Origin of the sequence: Paraburkholderia yinzeri (assembly GCF_046581065.1) — a bacterium.
Classification (GTDB): Bacteria; Pseudomonadota; Gammaproteobacteria; order Burkholderiales; family Burkholderiaceae; genus Paraburkholderia.
This window is the reverse complement of the sequence record NZ_JBFOCJ010000001.1, coordinates 696,313-714,703: the sequence shown is the minus strand read 5'-3', so window position 1 is coordinate 714,703 and position 18,391 is coordinate 696,313. Positions and strand designations below refer to the sequence as shown.

The 18,391-nt window shown below is 62.0% G+C and carries 16 protein-coding genes; 10 read left to right on the top strand and 6 right to left on the bottom strand.

The window, feature by feature from the left end:
* Positions 1 to 150: 150 nt before the first annotated feature.
* From dnaA to gyrB, 3 genes are all read left to right on the top strand, one after another.
* A complete protein-coding gene (gene dnaA, locus WJ542_RS03450) occupies positions 151 to 1,752 on the top strand; it encodes a chromosomal replication initiator protein DnaA (RefSeq protein ID WP_411187855.1) in 1,602 nt (533 codons plus the stop codon).
* 281 nt (positions 1,753 to 2,033) lie between these two features.
* A complete protein-coding gene (gene dnaN / locus WJ542_RS03445) occupies positions 2,034 to 3,137 on the top strand; it encodes a DNA polymerase III subunit beta (RefSeq protein WP_411187853.1) in 1,104 nt (367 codons plus the stop codon).
* A 114-nt stretch (positions 3,138 to 3,251) separates the two neighbouring features.
* Positions 3,252 to 5,723, top strand: a complete 2,472-nt coding sequence (gene gyrB / locus WJ542_RS03440; protein WP_411187851.1) for a DNA topoisomerase (ATP-hydrolyzing) subunit B — start codon at positions 3,252 to 3,254, stop codon at positions 5,721 to 5,723.
* Between the two features lie 91 nt (positions 5,724 to 5,814).
* Here gyrB and WJ542_RS03435 read toward each other — a convergent pair whose 3' ends face one another.
* Positions 5,815 to 6,288 carry an Lrp/AsnC family transcriptional regulator gene (locus WJ542_RS03435; RefSeq protein WP_411187849.1) on the bottom strand — a complete coding sequence of 158 codons (474 nt, stop codon included), beginning with the start codon at positions 6,286 to 6,288 and terminating at the stop codon, positions 5,815 to 5,817.
* A 214-nt stretch (positions 6,289 to 6,502) separates the two neighbouring features.
* On the opposite strand from WJ542_RS03435, the gene WJ542_RS03430 reads away from it, so the two are divergent.
* From WJ542_RS03430 to WJ542_RS03420, 3 genes are read left to right on the top strand one after another with little or no spacing between them, the layout of a single operon-like run.
* On the top strand, positions 6,503 to 7,708 hold the full coding sequence (locus WJ542_RS03430) for an amino acid aminotransferase (RefSeq protein ID WP_411187847.1): 1,206 nt from the start codon (positions 6,503 to 6,505) through the stop codon (positions 7,706 to 7,708).
* A 56-nt stretch (positions 7,709 to 7,764) separates the two neighbouring features.
* Positions 7,765 to 8,154: a RidA family protein gene (locus WJ542_RS03425; protein ID WP_411187845.1), complete on the top strand. Its 390-nt coding sequence runs from the start codon at positions 7,765 to 7,767 to the stop codon at positions 8,152 to 8,154.
* A 42-nt stretch (positions 8,155 to 8,196) separates the two neighbouring features.
* On the top strand, positions 8,197 to 9,621 hold the full coding sequence (locus WJ542_RS03420; RefSeq protein WP_411187843.1) for an amino acid permease: 1,425 nt from the start codon (positions 8,197 to 8,199) through the stop codon (positions 9,619 to 9,621).
* Between the two features lie 385 nt (positions 9,622 to 10,006).
* Here WJ542_RS03420 and WJ542_RS03415 read toward each other — a convergent pair whose 3' ends face one another.
* Entirely contained in the window at positions 10,007 to 10,486 is a 480-nt protein-coding gene (locus tag WJ542_RS03415; protein ID WP_411187841.1) for an AraC family transcriptional regulator, read from the bottom strand.
* A gap of 157 nt (positions 10,487 to 10,643) precedes the next feature.
* Between WJ542_RS03415 and WJ542_RS03410 the strand changes: the two genes are divergently transcribed.
* Entirely contained in the window at positions 10,644 to 12,050 is a 1,407-nt protein-coding gene (locus WJ542_RS03410; protein ID WP_411190466.1) for an ethanolamine ammonia-lyase subunit EutB, read from the top strand.
* Complete coding sequence (eutC, locus tag WJ542_RS03405) at positions 12,047 to 12,841, top strand: ethanolamine ammonia-lyase subunit EutC (RefSeq protein ID WP_411187839.1); 795 nt, start codon at positions 12,047 to 12,049, stop codon at positions 12,839 to 12,841. Before WJ542_RS03410 ends, eutC begins: the two co-directional genes overlap by 4 nt.
* 12 nt (positions 12,842 to 12,853) lie before the next feature.
* Here the strand turns inward: eutC and WJ542_RS03400 are convergent, their stop codons facing one another.
* Positions 12,854 to 13,234 carry a DUF779 domain-containing protein gene (locus tag WJ542_RS03400; RefSeq protein WP_411187837.1) on the bottom strand — a complete coding sequence of 127 codons (381 nt, stop codon included), beginning with the start codon at positions 13,232 to 13,234 and terminating at the stop codon, positions 12,854 to 12,856.
* 75 nt (positions 13,235 to 13,309) lie between these two features.
* Entirely contained in the window at positions 13,310 to 14,830 is a 1,521-nt protein-coding gene (gene adh, locus WJ542_RS03395; RefSeq protein WP_411187835.1) for an aldehyde dehydrogenase, read from the bottom strand.
* A gap of 294 nt (positions 14,831 to 15,124) precedes the next feature.
* Between adh and WJ542_RS03390 the strand changes: the two genes are divergently transcribed.
* Positions 15,125 to 15,319 carry a hypothetical protein gene (locus WJ542_RS03390; protein ID WP_411187833.1) on the top strand — a complete coding sequence of 65 codons (195 nt, stop codon included), beginning with the start codon at positions 15,125 to 15,127 and terminating at the stop codon, positions 15,317 to 15,319.
* 188 nt (positions 15,320 to 15,507) lie between these two features.
* On the top strand, positions 15,508 to 15,765 hold the full coding sequence (locus WJ542_RS03385; protein WP_411187831.1) for a hypothetical protein: 258 nt from the start codon (positions 15,508 to 15,510) through the stop codon (positions 15,763 to 15,765).
* 358 nt (positions 15,766 to 16,123) lie between these two features.
* Here WJ542_RS03385 and WJ542_RS03380 read toward each other — a convergent pair whose 3' ends face one another.
* Positions 16,124 to 16,819 carry a hypothetical protein gene (locus WJ542_RS03380; protein ID WP_411187830.1) on the bottom strand — a complete coding sequence of 232 codons (696 nt, stop codon included), beginning with the start codon at positions 16,817 to 16,819 and terminating at the stop codon, positions 16,124 to 16,126.
* A 29-nt stretch (positions 16,820 to 16,848) separates the two neighbouring features.
* On the bottom strand, positions 16,849 to 18,363 hold the full coding sequence (locus WJ542_RS03375; protein WP_411187828.1) for an SEL1-like repeat protein: 1,515 nt from the start codon (positions 18,361 to 18,363) through the stop codon (positions 16,849 to 16,851).
* Positions 18,364 to 18,391: the final 28 nt, after the last annotated feature.

Genomic DNA, 18,391 nt, shown 5'->3' with positions numbered 1-18,391 from the left:
TCTCCGGCCCGCCTGCCAGCCGCAAAACCCTTGCCGCGCGGGCGTCCGGAGCATTTGTCGTCGGCCCTCAGGGCCTCGCCGCGCCAGTTTCTGGTGCAGCAAGAGCGGCGCGGCGGCAACGCGTGCAGACAAAACGAACACAGCAACTCGATGAACGAATTCTGGCAACACTGTTCCGCACTACTGGAGCGCGAGCTGACGCCCCAGCAGTACGTGACGTGGATTAAACCGTTGGCCCCGGTTGCCTTCGACGCTGCTGCGAACACGCTGCAGATCGCCGCTCCCAACCGTTTCAAGCTCGACTGGGTCAAGAGCCAGTTTTCGGGACGGATCTCCGATCTGGCCCGCGATTTCTGGCAGGCTCCGGTCGACGTCCAGTTCGTCCTCGATCCGAAGGCCGGCATGCGCGCGCCGGCCGCCGCCGTGCCGCGGGCGCCCCTCACAGGCGCGCCAGGCGCTGCCGAACCCGTAGCCGCCGTTACACCGGGCGCGAATCTGTCCGCGGGCTTTGCCGCTAGCCTTTCGGCCCATGCAGGCATGGCGCAGCAACAGGCAGCCACCGCCGCACCGTCGGCCCAAACCGTCCACGCCGCTGCGGCAGACGCCAGCGACGCCGACCTCGACCTTCCGAGCCTCGACGCCAACGAAGCCGCCGCCGGCCGCCGCACGTGGCGCCCGGGCCAGGGCGCGGCCGCCGCCGCATCGAGCAACGAGGCCGATCCGACCTACGAGCGCTCGAAGCTGAACCCGGTGCTCACGTTCGACAACTTCGTCACCGGCAAGGCGAACCAGCTCGCCCGCGCGGCCGCGATCCAGGTGGCCGACAACCCCGGCATCTCGTACAACCCGCTGTTCCTCTACGGTGGCGTGGGCCTCGGCAAGACCCACCTGATCCATGCGATCGGCAACCAGCTCCTGCTCGACAAGCCGGGCGCGCGCATCCGCTACATCCACGCGGAGCAATACGTTTCGGACGTGGTGAAGGCCTACCAGCGCAAGGCGTTCGACGACTTCAAGCGCTACTACCACTCGCTCGACCTGCTGCTGATCGACGATATCCAGTTCTTCTCGGGCAAGTCGCGCACGCAGGAAGAGTTCTTCTACGCGTTCGAGGCCCTCGTCGCCAACAAGGCGCAGGTCATCATCACGAGCGACACGTACCCGAAGGAAATCTCGGGCATCGACGACCGCCTGATCTCGCGCTTCGACTCGGGCCTGACGGTGGCGATCGAGCCGCCCGAACTGGAAATGCGCGTCGCGATCCTGATGCGCAAGGCGCAGTCCGAATTCGTCAGCCTGAACGAAGACGTGGCGTTCTTCGTCGCCAAGCATCTGCGCTCGAATGTGCGCGAGCTGGAAGGCGCGCTGCGCAAGATCCTCGCGTACTCGAAATTCCATGGCCGCGAGATTTCGATCGAGCTGACCAAGGAAGCGCTCAAGGATCTGCTGACGGTGCAGAACCGCCAGATTTCGGTCGAGAACATCCAGAAGACCGTCGCCGACTTCTACAGCATCAAGGTCGCCGACATGTATTCGAAGAAGCGTCCCGCGAACATCGCGCGGCCGCGCCAGATTGCGATGTACCTCGCGAAGGAACTCACGCAGAAGAGCCTGCCGGAAATCGGCGAGCTGTTCGGCGGGCGTGACCACACCACGGTGCTGCACGCGGTGCGCAAGATCGCGGACGAGCGCGGCAAGGACGCCCAGCTCAACCACGAACTGCACGTGCTCGAGCAGACGCTCAAGGGCTAAGGGGCGAACGGGCCACCTGTTGCGGCCCGGACCCCGGTCCCGGCCTGCGCGGCGGCCTCGGCGGCCCCGCCTGTTTTTTTCGCGGATCAGCCCCAATTTAGGGAAGTGGACCGTTTTCAGGCACAATATGGGTTTAACCGTCCGGCGTTCCCGGGCGGATTTCACGACGCGGCCAGTGCCATGGGCGGCTGCCCGGAATGACGCAACGGGGTACGCAACAGCGGGTGCCGAAGCGGTTTCGGGACGGGGTGCGCAGGCCGTCACATCAACGAAGGAACTCTATGCAACTGGTCAAGACCGAACGCGATAACCTCCTCAGGCCGCTGCAAACGGTGAGTGGCATTGTCGAACGCCGTCACACGTTGCCGATCCTCGCCAATCTGCTGATCACCAAGAACGGTTCCGACGTCTCGTTCCTCTCGACGGATCTCGAGCTGCAGATCACCACGCACGCCGACTTCGGCGTGGGCAACGACCAGGTGGCCACGACCGTCGCCGCGCGCAAGCTGCTCGACATCCTGCGGGCGATGCCCGACGGCCAGGTCACGCTCTCGCTGGCCGACAAGCGCCTCACCGTGCAGTCGGGCAAGAGCCGCTTTGCACTTCAGACCCTGGCCGCGGACGAGTTCCCCACGGTCGCCCAGGCCAAGGACTTCGGCGCGAACCTCGCGGTTCCGCAGAAGACCTTCCGGCAACTGCTCGGCATGGTGTACTTCGCCATGGCCCAGCAGGACATCCGCTACTACCTGAACGGCATGCTGCTCGTCGTGGACGGCGACCAGCTCATGGCCGTCGCCACCGACGGCCACCGCCTCGCGTTCTCGTCGATGAAGATCGAAGGCTCGTTCCCGCGCCAGGAAGTCATCATCCCGCGCAAGACGATTCTCGAACTCCAGCGTCTGCTGGAAGACATCGACGACGTGCTGAAGATCGACATCGGCTCGACCCAGGTGAAATTCACCTTCGGCCAGGTCGAGCTCGTCTCGAAGCTCGTGGAAGGCAAGTTCCCCGACTTCCAGCGTGTGATCCCGAAGGCGCACAAGAACACGTTCCTGATCGGCCGCGAAGAGCTGCAGCGCTCGCTGCAACGCGCCGCGATTCTCACGTCCGACAAGTTCAAGGGCGTGCGCTGCATCATCGAGCCGGGCCAGCTCAAGATCATGTCGACGAACGCGGATCAGGAAGAGGCCCAGGAAGAACTGGAAATCGCCTACCAGGGCGACACCATCGACATCGGGTTCAACGTCACGTACCTGCTCGACGTACTCGCGAACCTGAAGATCGACATGCTGGAAGTGAGCCTGGGCGACGCCAGTTCCAGCGCGCTCATCACGATTCCCGAGAACGAGGAATTCAAGTACGTGGTGATGCCGATGCGCATTTAAAAAGCGCGACAGAAGAAGAACTCCAGGGGGCGCAGCGCCCCTTTGGCGTTTTTATGGCTTTTCGAAAAGCACCGAGCAGTAACGCTGGCAGTACAGCAGAACCGGAAAAAATCCATGACTGATACGAACAACTCGCAACCCGACAACAGCTACGGCGCCTCGTCGATCCAGATCCTCGAAGGTCTGGAGGCGGTGCGCAAGCGGCCCGGGATGTATATCGGCGACACATCGGACGGCACCGGTCTGCATCACCTCGTCTTCGAGGTGCTCGACAACTCCATCGACGAAGCGCTCGCGGGCTATTGCGACGACATCCACGTGATCATTCACGCGGACAACTCGATCTCCGTCACCGACAACGGCCGCGGCATTCCCACGGACGTGAAGATGGACGACAAGCACGATCCGAAGCGCAGCGCCGCCGAAATCGTGATGACCGAGCTGCACGCGGGCGGCAAGTTCGACCAGAACAGCTACAAGGTCTCGGGCGGCCTGCACGGCGTGGGCGTGTCGTGCGTAAACGCGCTCTCGTCCTGGCTGCGCCTCACGGTGCGCCGCGACGGCAAGAAGCGCTTCATGGAATTCCACCGCGGCGTGCCGCAGAACCGCGTGCTCGAAGCGCGGAACGACGTGCAGGTCTCGCCGATGCAACTGCTGGGCGACACCGAGCAGCGCGGCACCGAAGTGCACTTCATGGCTGACGAAACGATTTTCGGCAGCGTGGAGTACCACTACGACATTCTCGCGAAGCGCATTCGCGAGCTCTCCTTCCTGAACAACGGCGTGCGTATTCGCCTCACCGACCAGCGCACCGGCAAGGAAGACGATTTCGCGTTCGGCGGCGGCGTGAAAGGCTTTGTCGAGTACATCAACAAGCAAAAGAGCGTGCTGCACCCCACGATCTTCTACGTGCAGGCCGAGAAGGACAACGTGGGCGTGGAAGTGGCGATGCAGTGGAACGACAGCTACAACGAAAGCGTGCTCTGCTTCACGAACAACATCCCGCAGCGCGACGGCGGCACGCACTTGACCGGCCTTCGCGCGGCGATGACGCGCGTGATCAACAAGTACATCGCCGACAACGAGATCGCCAGGAAGGCCAAGGTCGAAACCTCGGGCGACGACATGCGCGAAGGGCTTTCGTGCGTGCTCTCCGTGAAGGTGCCGGAGCCCAAGTTCAGCTCGCAGACGAAGGACAAGCTGGTTTCTTCGGAAGTGCGCGCGCCGGTGGAAGAGCTCGTCGCGAAGGCGCTCGAAGAGTTCCTGCTGGAAACGCCGAGCGACGCGAAGATCATCTGCGGCAAGATCGTCGACGCCGCGCGGGCGCGCGACGCCGCGCGCAAGGCGCGCGAGATGACGCGCCGCAAGGGCGTGCTGGACGGCGTGGGCCTGCCCGGCAAGCTGGCGGACTGCCAGGAGAAGGATCCGGCGAAATCGGAAATCTACATCGTCGAGGGCGACTCGGCAGGCGGCTCGGCCAAGCAGGGCCGCGACCGCAAGTTCCAGGCAATCCTGCCGCTGCGCGGCAAGGTGCTCAACGTCGAAAAGGCGCGTTACGACAAGCTGCTTTCCTCGGAGCAGATCGTTACGCTGATTACTGCGCTCGGCTGCGGCATCGGCAAGGACGACTACAACCTCGAAAAGCTGCGCTATCACCGCATCATCATCATGACCGACGCGGACGTGGACGGCGCGCACATCCGCACGCTGCTGCTCACGTTCTTCTACCGGCAGATGCCGGAGATGATCGAGCGCGGCTACGTGTACATCGCGCAGCCGCCGCTCTACAAGCTCAAGGCGGGCAAGGACGAGCGCTATCTGAAGGACGACGCCGACCTCAACGCGCACATGCTGCGGCTCGCGCTACAGGGCTCGGAACTCGTGCCGAACGAAGGCGCGACGCCGATCGCCGGCGACGCGTTGGGCGAGTTGGCGCGCTCGTATCAGCTTGCGCGCGGCGTGGTGGACCGGTTGAGCCGTCTGTATGACGAGCGCGCGCTTGAAGCGATCATGGACGGCGTCTCGATCGATCTCTCGAACGAAGCTTCGACCGAGGCCTCGGCCCGCGCGATGGAAGCGCAACTGCGCGACGATCCTTTGAAGCCCGAGGTGACGGTGGTGCCGCAGTACGACCCGGTGCGCGAACTGCGTTCGCTGCGCGTGGAGCGGCGCCATCATGGCAACGTAAAGGTCTCGGTGATCGACGAGGAGTTCCAGCTCACGGCCGATTATCAGCAACTGGTGAACACGGCGAATACGTTCAAGGGGCTGATTGGCGAGGGTGCCGTTATCAAGCGTGGCGAGCGCAGCATGGCTGTGAGCGACTTCAAGAGCGCGATGAAGTGGCTGATTTCGGATGCCGAACGGAATGTATCCAAGCAGCGTTATAAAGGCTTGGGCGAGATGAATCCCGGGCAACTTTGGGAAACGACCATGGATCCGGCCGTGCGGCGTTTGCTGCGTGTGCAGATCGAGGATGCGATTGCGGCCGATGGGATCTTTACGACGCTGATGGGGGATGAGGTGGAGCCTCGTCGGGCGTTTATTGAGAGCAATGCGCTGCGGGCGGGGAATATTGATGTTTGAGGTGTCGGGTTTGTAGATAGGCCGCATAACCTCCGAAAAACGGGCCCATAAGTTTTTCAACTTATGGGCCCGTTTTAATTTCCCCACCCACTCACCCCGCCTCCACCAGCTCAAGAATCGACCCCTCCCGCTTCAACGTCGACAGCACAATACTCGAATTGATCGACAACACCCCGCTCGCCCGATGCAGCTTGTTGATCACAAAATCGGAGTAGTGATCCAGATCCCGCGCCCGCACAACAAGCACATAATTCGACGCGCCGGTAATGATTTGCGCCGAGACCACCTCCGGCCACTCCTGAATCGCCTCAACGAACCGGTCGTGCCACTCCGGCACATCGGGCCGCATCGACACATGCACGAGCGCTTCGAACGCCACGCCCACGTTCTTTGCTGAAATCGCGCAGCGGTAGCCCTCGATCACGCCGCGCTCCTCCAGCAGCTTCACGCGCCGCAGGCACGCGGAAGGCGATAGCGCGACGGCGTTCGCCAGATCCTGGTTGCTGATGCGTCCGTCCTGTTCGAGTTGCCGCAGGATCCGCATATCGGTCCGGTCGAGGTTCATGTCGAAGATTCCTTATGTCAGCATCGAAATATTCGCAAACTCTACCGTGAATAGCGGATTCTGTGCGCGAAATACGAAGCTCATTCTATTTCATCCTCGATAAGATGCGATCCAAACGATGGCCGAGCGAGCCCGCGCCGGCGAAAGCGGCGCGACATTCGCCCTGTGGGCAGCACCGCCCGGCCGTCCCCCTCTTTCCCATCGCGAGACAGTCATGTACGACCACATTCCCGCCTATCCGGGCGATCCTATCCTGTCGCTGTTCCAGGACTTCCAGCGCGACGCGCATCAGCACAAGGTGAACCTCAGCATCGGCCTCTATTACGACGACGCAGGCCGCATTCCGGTGCTCGACAGCACGCGCATGGCGGCTGAGCGCCTGCGCGAAGCCCGCGCGCCGCATACGTATCTGCCGATGGAAGGGCTCGCCGCGTACCGGCAGGGCGTGCAGCGCCTCGTGTTCGGCGCGGACTGCGCGGCACTTGCCGAAGCGCGCATCGCGACGCTGCAAACGCTCGGCGGATCGGGCGCGATCCGGCTCGGCGCGGAGTTCATCAAGCGTTATTTCCCGGACAGCGCGGTGTGGATCAGCGATCCGACCTGGGACAACCATCGCGTGATCTTCAGCGCGGCCGGCCTCGACGTGCACACGTATCCGTACTACGACGCGCAGTCGAACGGCGTGCGCGTGGACGCGATGCTCGCCACGTTCGAAGCGCTGCCCGCGCGCAGCGTCGTGCTGTTGCAACCGTGCTGCCACAACCCCACCGGTATCGATCTGAGCCGCGACACGTGGCGCGACGTGATCGACGTGTTCACGCGGCGCGGGCTAATTCCGTTCCTCGACATGGCCTACCAGGGTTTCGGCGACGGCCTCGAGGACGACGCGTGGGCTATCCGCGCCATGACCGACGCCGGGTTGCCGATGATCGTCAGCAATTCGTTCTCGAAGAACTTCTCGCTGTACGGCGAGCGTGTCGGCGGGCTGTCGATCGTCTGCGCGAACGAGCGCGAAGCGGTGACCGTGCTGAGCCAGCTTCAGGCCGGCGTGCGCCGCATGTATTCGAGCCCGGCCCTGTTCGGCGCGCAACTCGTCGCGACCGTGCTTGGCGACGACACGTTGTGCGCGAAGTGGGAGAACGAGGTCGCAGGCGTGCGCGAGCGGATCAAGCGGATGCGCGGTGCGCTGAAAACGCGGCTCGACGCGCAACTGCCGGGCGGCGGATTCGACGCGCTCGTTACGCAGCGCGGGATGTTCAGCTACACCGGCATCGGCGCGGCCGACGTCGACCGGCTGCGGACCACGCATGGCGTGTATCTGTTGCGCTCGGGCCGGATGTGCATCGCGGGGCTGAACGATGCGAACGTCGATCACGTTGCCGCGTCGATCGCGACGGTGCTGGGTAATACGCGTCATTGAGCGGCACCGGAATTCAACCTCAACCGAAACTAAACCAGGCGAAACGGAAAACCACGATGGCCGAACTCATTCCCGTCGATCTGCCCAGGCTCGACCAGCCGTTCTCGTGGGCCACGCATGCTGCGGGCCTGATGTTCACCGGGCACGGCCCGGTCGACGCGTCCGGTGCGATCGTTGGGGACACGATGACCGGGCAGGCGCGTCTCACGCTGTCGAATCTCGCCAAAGCGGTCGCGGCGGGCGGCGCGACGATGGATAACGTCGCGCAGGTGCTCGTCTATCTATCCGACGTGAAGGACATGGCAGAATTTGACGCCGAATACCGGCGCCATTTCCGCGAGCCCTATCCGAACCGCACCTGCGTCGGCGTGCAGGGCTTCGCGCACCCGGCGATGCGCGTCGAGCTGGTTGCGTATGTTGCGGTGCCGACGTTGCCACGCACGTAGCGCGCAAATCATATCCACAACAACAATCCGGAGGAGCACACGGTGCAAACAGAAGGACAATTCCAGCAGATCGCGGCACGCGAGCAAGGACTGCGCCGCACGCTGTCCGCGCGGCAGATGACGATGATCGCAATCGGCGGCGCCATCGGCACGGGGCTCTTTCTCGGCTCCGGGTTCGCCATCGGCTTCGCGGGACCGAGCGTGCTCGTGAGCTACGCGATCGGCGCGTTCATCTCGCTGCTGCTGATGGGCTGTCTCGCCGAAATGACGGTCGCGCATCCCACGTCCGGCTCGTTCGGCGCGTATGCCGAGCATTACGTGAGCCCGTGGGCGGGTTTTCTGGTCCGCTACGCGTACTGGGCGTGCATCGTGCTGGCGGTCGGCACGGAGGTCACCGCGATCGCGCTCTACATGAAGTACTGGTTCCCGGCGGTGCCGGGCTGGCTCTGGATCGTCGGCTTCTCGTCGCTGCTCGTGCTCGTCAACGCGCGCAGCGTCGATGTGTTCGGCTCGGTCGAGTACGGCTTCTCGGTCGTGAAGATCGCCGCGATCATCGCCTTCATCGCGCTCGGCGCGTACGTGGTGTTCGTGAACCCGGAACTGGTCGGCAGCGAGGCGAATGGCGGCGCGGCAGGGTTCCACCATTACACCTCGCACGGCGGCTTCTTTCCGAAGGGCATGTGGGGAATGTGGGTCGCCGTGATCGTGTCGATCTTCAGCTATCTGAGCATCGAGATGATCGCCGTCGCGGCCGGCGAGGCCGAGGATCCGCAGCGTGCCGTCACGCGTGCGTTCCGCTCGACGGTCGTGCGGCTCGTGTTGTTCTATCTCGTCACGCTCGCGCTGATGCTCGCGATCGTGCCGTGGACCGAAGCGGGCCGTGACGAGAGCCCGTTCGTGAAGGTGATGGAGGCGATCCATCTGCCGGCCGCGGCGGGAGTGATCAACTTCGTTATCCTGATTGCTGCGCTCTCCGCGATGAACAGCCAGCTCTACATCACGACGCGGATGATGTTCAGCCTGTCGCGCGCGGGCCACGCGCCGCGCGTGCTCGGCGAAGTGAACGTGCGCGGGATTCCGCTCGGCGCGCTGTTATTGTCGACGCTCGGCATTGCGCTGGCGACCGTGCTGAGCGTGTTGTATCCGGATGCGTCGTTCACGATCATGATGGCGGTGTCGATGTTCGGCGCGCTGTTCACGTGGATGATGATCTTCGTGACGCACTACTTCTTCCGGCGCCGCTGGACCGCGAGCGGCCAGCCGCCGCCCGCGTTCCGGATGCGTGGCTTCCCGGTGCTGACGCTGCTCGGCGCGGCGCTGATGCTGGCCGTGATGGTGACGACGTTCTTCACGCCCGAGTTTCATATGACGCTGATCTTCGGCGTGCCGTTCCTGATCGCGCTGAGCGTGGTGTACGGCGTCTGGTATCGGCGGCCGCAGCCGATGCTGCAGCAACATGTGAAGTAGGCTGTGTCGGCGGGCATCGTGGCTGCGATGCCCGTTTCTTCAGGACGCGGAGACGATACGCCCCCAAACTATCCACACCCTCATGCGGATAACCCCCGGAAAACCCGGCTGAATGTCCGTGAACGGAATGGGGACAAGTCACGCCGCTTTGCACGGCGCCAAAAGTTGTCAGCGGCAGCCGCACGTTGTTCACGCACGCCGCGCGCAGTTATAAAACAGCCAAGCTATTGAGTGCCCAACGGTTTTCCCCGCTTATCCACAGGAAACCCGCGATCTTGTTAACTATTACTACGTTTATATACAAGTAAACAAGAAAACCCTTAAAGACCCTGCTGAAGCGAGCGCACCGAAGCCCGTTCCGGCAGCACTGCGCCAACCTTGACGTTTAAGCCAGCGGCAAATAAAGCTCCGTGCGCAACGCCTCGGGCGCGACCTCTTCGGGCGTATTCAAATACACCTCGAACGAAGCCGCATTGAAATCACCCTCGTGGCCCGATTTCGGCAGCCAGTCGGCATAGAACCACATCCAGGCGTCTTTCAAACCTTCATACGGTCCCTCATGCAGCAGCACCGCGTGCTTGCCGCCGCGCAACTGCAGGGACTCCACCGGCGAAGCGGGTGTGACCTTCGATGCGTCGGGGAGGTGTATGGCCGCCTTCGAGCGCAGCTTCGACGCCTCGACCCGATCCGGGTCGTCATAGAAAATGCCGACCAGCTTCGCGCCCGCCGTAGGCACGCCGCGCTGGCCCAGCCACTGCGCCAGCGTGAAAAAGGCATCGCCGATTTTCGGATAGGGGCCGACGTGTCCTACCGCGAGCAGGTCCATCGGTTCGAGGGTAACAATCTTGACGTCGCTCTGTTGCATGGTGGCGCCTCCGTGAAGGTAGGCGGCACTGGCCGCCGGGTCAGAGATTCAAGATAGCACTGTCGTGTGCGAGGCGTCCGCTGGCGTGACGCTGCGTTTTTTTGGCGCTATCGTGGAAGCCGGCGGCAACACGTCCGCCGGCACAGGAGCGAGCCCGATGAGCCACGCGCAGTCGCACGTCCAGACCCTGGGTAGCCGCGTTTACCGCTTCGACGGTTTGCGCACGCTGCTGGCAAAGGCCAGCGCGCCGCGCTCTGGCGACGAGCTCGCGGGCCTCGTTGCCGAGACTGAGGAGGAGCGCGTAGCCGCCCGGCTCGCGCTTGCCGATCTGCCGCTGCGCGCCTTCCTGGACGAGCCGCTGATCCCGTACGAAACGGACGAGATCACACGCCTCATTCTCGACAGCCACTCCGCGCAGGCTTTCGCGCCCATCGCGCATCTCACGGTCGGCGAGTTCCGCGAGTGGCTGCTGGCGGACAGCACGCAGGCCGCGACACTCGCGGCGGTCGCGGACGGTCTAACGCCCGAGATGGTGGCCGCCGTTTCGAAGCTGATGCGCAATCAGGATCTCATCGCGGTGGCTAGGAAGCGGCCTGTGGTCACGCGTTTTCGCAACACGATCGGTCTGCCGGGTCATCTCTCGGTGCGCCTGCAGCCCAACCATCCCACCGACGACGTGCGGGGCATTGCCGCTTCGATGCTCGACGGCCTGATGTACGGCTGCGGCGATGCCGTGATCGGCGTGAATCCCGCTTCCGACAATCTCGCCGCCATCGTGCGCCTGCTCGAGATGATCGACGGCTTTCGCGAGCGTTATGCCGTGCCGACGCAGTCATGCGTGCTCACGCACGTCACGAGCACGCTCGCGGCCATCGAAAAGGGCGCGCCCGTCGATCTCGTGTTTCAGTCGATCGCCGGCACGCAAGCGGCGAACGCGGGGTTCGGCATCTCGCTCGCGCTGCTCGACGAGGCGCACGAGGCGGCGCTCGCGCTCGGCCGCGGCACGATCGGCGACAACGTCATGTACTTCGAGACCGGCCAGGGCAGCGCGCTCTCGGCAAACGCGCATCACGGCGTCGATCAGCAGACCTGCGAGGCGCGCGCCTACGCCGTTGCGCGGCGCTACCGGCCGCTGCTCGTGAACACGGTGGTCGGCTTCATCGGGCCGGAGTATCTCTACGACGGAAAGCAGATCGTCCGCGCGGGGCTGGAAGATCACTTCTGCGGCAAGCTGCTGGGCGTGCCGATGGGCTGCGATATCTGCTACACGAACCACGCGCAGGCCGATCAGAACGACATGGACACGCTGCTGACGCTGCTTGGCGTGGCGGGCGTGAACTTCATCATGGGCGTGCCTGGCGCCGACGACGTCATGCTCAACTACCAGAGCACGTCGTTCCACGACGCGCTCTATCTGCGCGACGTGCTCGGGCTGCGTCGCGCGCCGGAATTCGAGGCGTGGCTCGCGCAGATGCAGATCGTCGATGCGCGCGGCACGCTGCTGGGCGCGTCGGCCGAGCCGCCGCTGCTGGCGCAGGCGGCGAACTGGGTGGAGGGCGCATGAGCCGGGGACCCGTCGAGGCGAATCCATGGGACGCGTTGCGCCGCTATACGCGTGCGCGCATTGCGCTGGGCCGTGCGGGCAGCGGTCTGCCGACGGCTCCGCTGCTGGCGTTCGAGCTCGCGCACGCGCAGGCGCGCGACGCGGTGCAGCAGCCGCTCGACGCCCCCGCGCTGCACGCGGCGTTGCACGAGCGCGGGCTGGCGTCGCTCGACGTCCACAGTGCCGCGCCCGATCGTGACCACTATCTGCGCCGTCCGGATCTCGGCCGACGGCTCGATGCGGCAAGCCTCGCAGCCTTGCGCAGCGCGGTAGCGCAACCCGCCGACGTCGTCTTCGTGATCGCGGATGGGCTTTCCTCGCGTGCCGTCGCCACGCATGCGCTGCCGTTGCTCGATGCGTTGCTGCCGAAGCTCGAAGGGTGGCGCGTTGGCCCGTTGGTGGTCGCACGCCAGTCGCGCGTCGCGCTGGGCGACGAGATCGGCGAGAGTCTGCGCGCGGCGTTCGTCGTGATGCTGATCGGCGAACGTCCGGGCCTGAGCTCGCCGGACAGCATGGGTCTTTATCTGACCGCGGCGCCGCGTGTCGGCCGCACGGATGCCGAACGCAACTGCATCTCGAACGTGCGGCCGGAAGGGCTCGGCTATGCGGCCGCCGCCGCGAAGCTGCACTACCTGCTCACGCGGGCGCGTGCTTTAGGCTTCACGGGCGTCAACCTCAAAGACGACAGCGACGACGCGCTCGACGATGCGCGCACCGAATCGCCCGCGCCGCTGTCCGCGCCGCGCGACTGAGTGCGCCGCATTTCAAGCGTCTGCCCGCGCGACCGGATGCGCGGCAAGCCATGCGCTTTCGTCGTCGTCGAACAAGCGCGAACGTGTGAGAAAGCGCAGACCCGTCGGCCGCTCGAGCGAAAACATGCCGCCGGTGCCCGGTATGGCGTCGATGATGAGCTGCGTGTGCTCCCAGTATTCGAACTGCGACGCGCTCATGTAGAACGGCATGCCGCCGATCTCGCCGAGCCGCACGTCCGACGTGCCGACCATGAACTCGCCGGCCGGAAAGCACATCGGCGCGCTGCCGTCGCAGCAGCCGCCGGATTGGTGAAAGAGCAGTGGGCCATGCTCGTGCGCAAGCCCTTCGATCAGCGCGAGTGCGCCAGGGGTGGCAATGACGCGTTCAACCATACGGACTGACTCCTTGGACTGGGAGGTAGACGGCGGGCGGCGCGCCCAGCATCGGACGGCCGCCCGCCGGCCCGATCAGAAGAAGCCGAGCGGCTTTTCGCTGTAGCTGACGAGCAGGTTCTTCGTCTGCTGATAGTGGTCGAGCATCATCTTGTGGTTTTCGCGTCCGATGCCCGACTGCTTGTAGCCGCCGAACGCCGCGTGCGCCGGGTAGGCGTGGTAGCAGTTGGTCCACACGCGCCCGGCCTGGATGGCGCGGCCGAAGCGGTAGGCGCGCGTGCCGTCGCGGGTCCAGACGCCCGCACCGAGGCCGTAGAGCGTGTCGTTGGCGATTTCGAGGGCTTCGTCTTCGGTCTTGAACGTCGTTACGGAAACGACCGGCCCGAAGATTTCTTCCTGGAAGATGCGCATCTTGTTATGGCCGCGGAACACGGTGGGTTTGACGTAGTAACCGTCGCCGAGCTCGCCGGCGAGCCGGTTGCGCTCGCCGCCCGTCAGGCATTGCGCGCCCTCCTGCTTGCCGAGGTCGATGTACGAGAGGATCTTTTCCAGTTGCTCCTGCGAGGCCTGCGCGCCGATCATCGTTTTCGGGTCGAGCGGATGGCCCTGGGCGATCGCCTCGACGCGCTTGATCGCGCGTTCCATGAAGCGGTCGTAGATCTTTTCGTCGATCAGCACGCGCGACGGGCACGTGCACACCTCGCCCTGATTCAGCGCGAACATCGCGAAGCCTTCGAGCGCCTTGTCGAAGTAGCCGTCGTCGTGATCGAGCACGTCGGCGAAGAAAATGTTCGGGCTCTTGCCGCCCAGCTCCAGCGTGACCGGAATGATGTTCTGGCTCGCGTACTGCATGATGAGCCGGCCTGTGGTGGTCTCGCCCGTGAAGGCGATCTTGGCGATCCGCTTGTTCGACGCGAGCGGCTTGCCCGCTTCGAGACCGAAGCCGTTCACCACGTTCAGAACGCCGGGGGGCAGCAGGTCCTGAATCAGCTCGATCAGTACGAGAATCGAGGCCGGCGTCTGCTCCGCGGGCTTGAGCACGACGCAGTTGCCGGCTGCGAGCGCGGGCGCGAGCTTCCACGTCGCCATCAGGATCGGGAAGTTCCACGGAATGATCTGGCCGACCACGCCGAGCGGCTCGTGAAAGTGATACGCAACGGTGTCGTGATCGATCTCGGAGATGCCGCCTTCCTGCGCACGCACGCACCCCGCGAAGTAGCGGAAATGGTCGATGGCGAGCGGGATATCGGCGGCGAGCGTTTCGCGCAGCGGCTTGCCGTTGTCGATGGTCTCGGCGACGGCCAGCGTCTGCAGGTTCTGTTCGAGGCGGTCGGCGATCCGGTTCAGGATATTGGCGCGTTCGGCGGGCGAGGTCTTGCCCCAGGCGGCTTTGGCCTTGTGCGCGGCGTCGATCGCGAGTTCGATATCGGCCTCGCGCGAGCGCGGCACCGACGTGAACGGATGGCCGGTGATGGGCGAGACGTTATCGAAGTACTCGCCGCCGAGCGGCACGATCCACTCGCCGCCGATGAAGTTGCCGTATTGTTTCTTGTACGGGAATCCGGTGGTCAGGAACTGCATTTCCGCGTGATTCATCGTTGTGCTCCTCTGTTCTCGATATCGATATGGACGGGCGCGGCGCACCGCGCTACCGCGGGGCGTTAACGCCAGAACCGTGCCAACGCGCGCGACGCGGTGGCGCATCGGGCACGGGCGCGCCCGGATGGATGGTGCATGGCGCGGGGAGCCGTCGAGTGGGAGTAAGGGGCGCGCCGCGGCTGAACAGTCTCGCGGCGCATTGCTCAAAAACTGAACAGCGGGGTCAGGAAGTTCTGCGCTCGGGCCGCGTTTGCTGTAGGCTTTGCGGCCGTTATCGTCAGGAGGAGCCGTATGTCTGAATCGTTCGTTTGCCGCAACCAGTCTTGCGGTACGCCTTGGGAACAAAGCGACGTGGTTATCAAGAACGAAGGCCAGGGGCCGCTGTTCCGCTGCCCGCTTTGCGGCGCGCGCAATTACCTCGAACAATTCGAGGACGACGAGGGCAACGTGGTCTACGAGCAGGTGGACGGCAAGCCGTTCCTGTGAGTGCAGCCGCCGGGCTGCCTGAACCTGGCGCAATGTCGTGGCTGGCGGCCGGATCGACTGAAGGATTGCTAACGTTCGAGTTGCTGGCCAACCCTACCTATTCAACCTGATAGCTGGTGCGCGTACCGTGGCGATCTAAAGTAGATCCATACGATAAGAAACGACGCAGTAGCCACACGGGGTTAGCCATGACATTCGTCGAACAGGAAATTGCGCACATCGCGCATGTGATGCCGCCGTCACTGACTGGCGACTTCGAAACGCCGGTGATGGGCGTCTCATACTGGCGCAAACGCCTCTATACGCTGCTCAAGCAGAACCACCTGACGCACGTCCAGCTTGCCACGGTCGACATGCTGCTGCGCCAGCTCGACGGCTTCGAGGCGCGTGGCCGCTGGCTGCCGCGGCCTGAAAAGAAGGCGTTTCGGGTCCGGGCGCTGGCTTGAGCACGCCGTTGCTGTTGATTGGTTTTGCGTGCGCAGCATCGCCTGATGCGGAACCCGGAAAGCAAAAAGCCCGGTCGCGGTGACCGGGCTTTTTGCTTGATATCCTTGGTGGGGCGTGAGTGACTCGAACACTCGACCTACGGATTAAGAGGGTAGGATTCAAAGGAAATTTCTTTTAAAATCAACACCCTGTTTCGCTCGCTAGCTTGGAACGTAGTCTCAAATAGTTGCAATTCGGGTGACTGTAGCTATGCGTAGCTACGTTGACGCTACGCCCCAACCAGTCCCGCTTGGTTTCTTGGATGCCGATTGGTTGAGGTTACCGCTTGAGCGGCATCCTTGTGGATGGCCCATCAGGTCAATTTTCAGAAAATAACCAGCGTTGTGTTTCGGCTTCGATCGCTGCACTGCGATCAGGATCACTCTTCGAGGAGACGAAGCAATCGTGAAATTCTGGTCCGGTTGTGCAATAACGCAGCCGAATGGCCGATAGCATGTCAAGCGCGACTTTGCATGCTTGAATAGGTTGATCTTCACTGGATGAAGATGATTCGGATGCCACTTGAATGGCATCGGGTTTCAATTCCTGTAGTACAGAAGCTTGATAGAATATATTCATGCCCGCACGATCTTGGGCCTGGCTATTTCTGATGCCAGTATTGAAGTCTACAAAAATCGCAATAGCAACCAATGCCCCGAGTAAAAGATTGGTGAGAAAGTTTGGGCCGCTATCCTCTCCATCGGCAATGCACCGAAGTGCCCATAGAGCCCCAAAGAAAATTGCTATCCGTGGAGAGGTTAAATCAGGGACGTTGTGCTCCAATGAAAAAAGAGAACTAGCCGCCTGCTGCATCGTGGAAAGCGCAGTGAATTGTCCTTCTGCGACGGCGGCGATGATATTATTTATATTGCATTGTATCGATGGTTGCGAGAAGGAATTCGCAATAGAGGTGCCAAGTGAGACGATTGAAATTATTAAGTTGATAGCGGCTAGGAAATACCAATTCCATAGAATGGAAAGGGCAATTCTGATATTTGAAAATATATCATTCATATTTTTATGGTGTGCGTCATGAGATGGGCTTATCCGCCAGTACGACTTCGCATCGGAAAGGGCGTACCTTTTTGCCAAGTCACGGCTAATCTTTGTCCCTCCTCTAGTTGGCTTGCAGCTAACTTGTCAGCCAGCTCATCTCTGTCGCGGATTGCCGAGTCATCTCCCGCCGCAGATGCAAGGTTATAAAGCATATAGGCAATTACCTTGTCAGACTTGACCCCGAAGCCTTTGTAATACATCAATCCGAGATTGTGTTCCGCTTTGGCGTTACCTTGGGTAGCAGATTTTCTAAACCAATCCAATGCCGACCGATAATTTTGCGGGACACCTTGGCCATCGAGGTACAGGCTACCGAGATTGTTTTGTGCATAAGCATCGTCTTGGTCGGCTGCTTTGTGATACCAACTCGCGGCCGCTTGATAGTCTTGTGGAACTCCTTGACCATTGGCGTATAACAGCCCGAGACTGTATTGCGCATCTGAGCTATTTTGATCGGCAGCTTGGCGAAACCAATTGGCGGCTGCCTGATAGTTCTGCGACACACCATGTCCGTCGCGATACATGTCGCCGAGGGTTACCTGAGCGAGCCTGTATCCCTGGTCGGCTGCTTTGCGGAGCCAAGTGGCGGCTGTCTGATAGTTTTGTGGAACGAATTCGCCGTTGTAGTACAGAGAACCAAGAGACAATTGAGCTAAGCCATAGTCTTGGTCGGCCGCTTTTTGGATAAGACTTATCGCAGTCTGTTCATCCTTCGGAATTCCGATGCCATAGAAATACATAGTGCCCAAGTGGAATTGGGCATCGGGATCATTTTGGTCAGCTGCCTTGCGGAGCCAACTAGCCGCTATTGGGCGATCTTGCGATACACCGTGCCCGTCGTAATACATCTTGCCGAGATTTAATTGGGCAGCGGCACATCCTTGATCAGCTGCTTTATGGAACCAGCCTACTGCCGCCTGATAGTCTTGTGGCACGTTTTGTCCATCCCGATACATCTCACCGAGGTTGTTTTGTGCGTTGGCATTATTCAGATTTGCAGCTTTGCGAAACCAGTTCATCGCCGCCTGATAATTTTGTGGGACACCCTGACCATTTAAATACATCGTGCCTAAGTTGTTTTGCGCATCGGTGTTACCCTGATTTGCAGCCTTGCTGAACCAGTTTATTGCTGTCTGATAATCTTGTGGAACCTCTTGGCCGCCGAAATACAACACACCGAGATTGAACTGCGCGAGTATGTGGCCCTGATCAGCGGCTTTGTGGAACCAGTTCACAGCTTCTGGATGGTTTTGCAAAACACCTTGACCACTTTCATACACTATAGCGAGATTGTACTGGGCATCTGCGTTACCTTGTGTCGCGGCATCCGTCAAGTCGCGAAGTGCAGTCTGGTAATCTTTTCGCTCCCACGCCGCTGTTCCTTGCTTGTTTAATTCTTGGGCCGATAGCCCTTTCTCCGGAGCTGAACTTTGGGCCAAAGAAATTGTAGGTATTGCTGCCAGAATAGCTAGTGATATAGCAAGTTTGGAAGTGCGGGTCATGATTTACTAGATATTGGAGTGATCACAC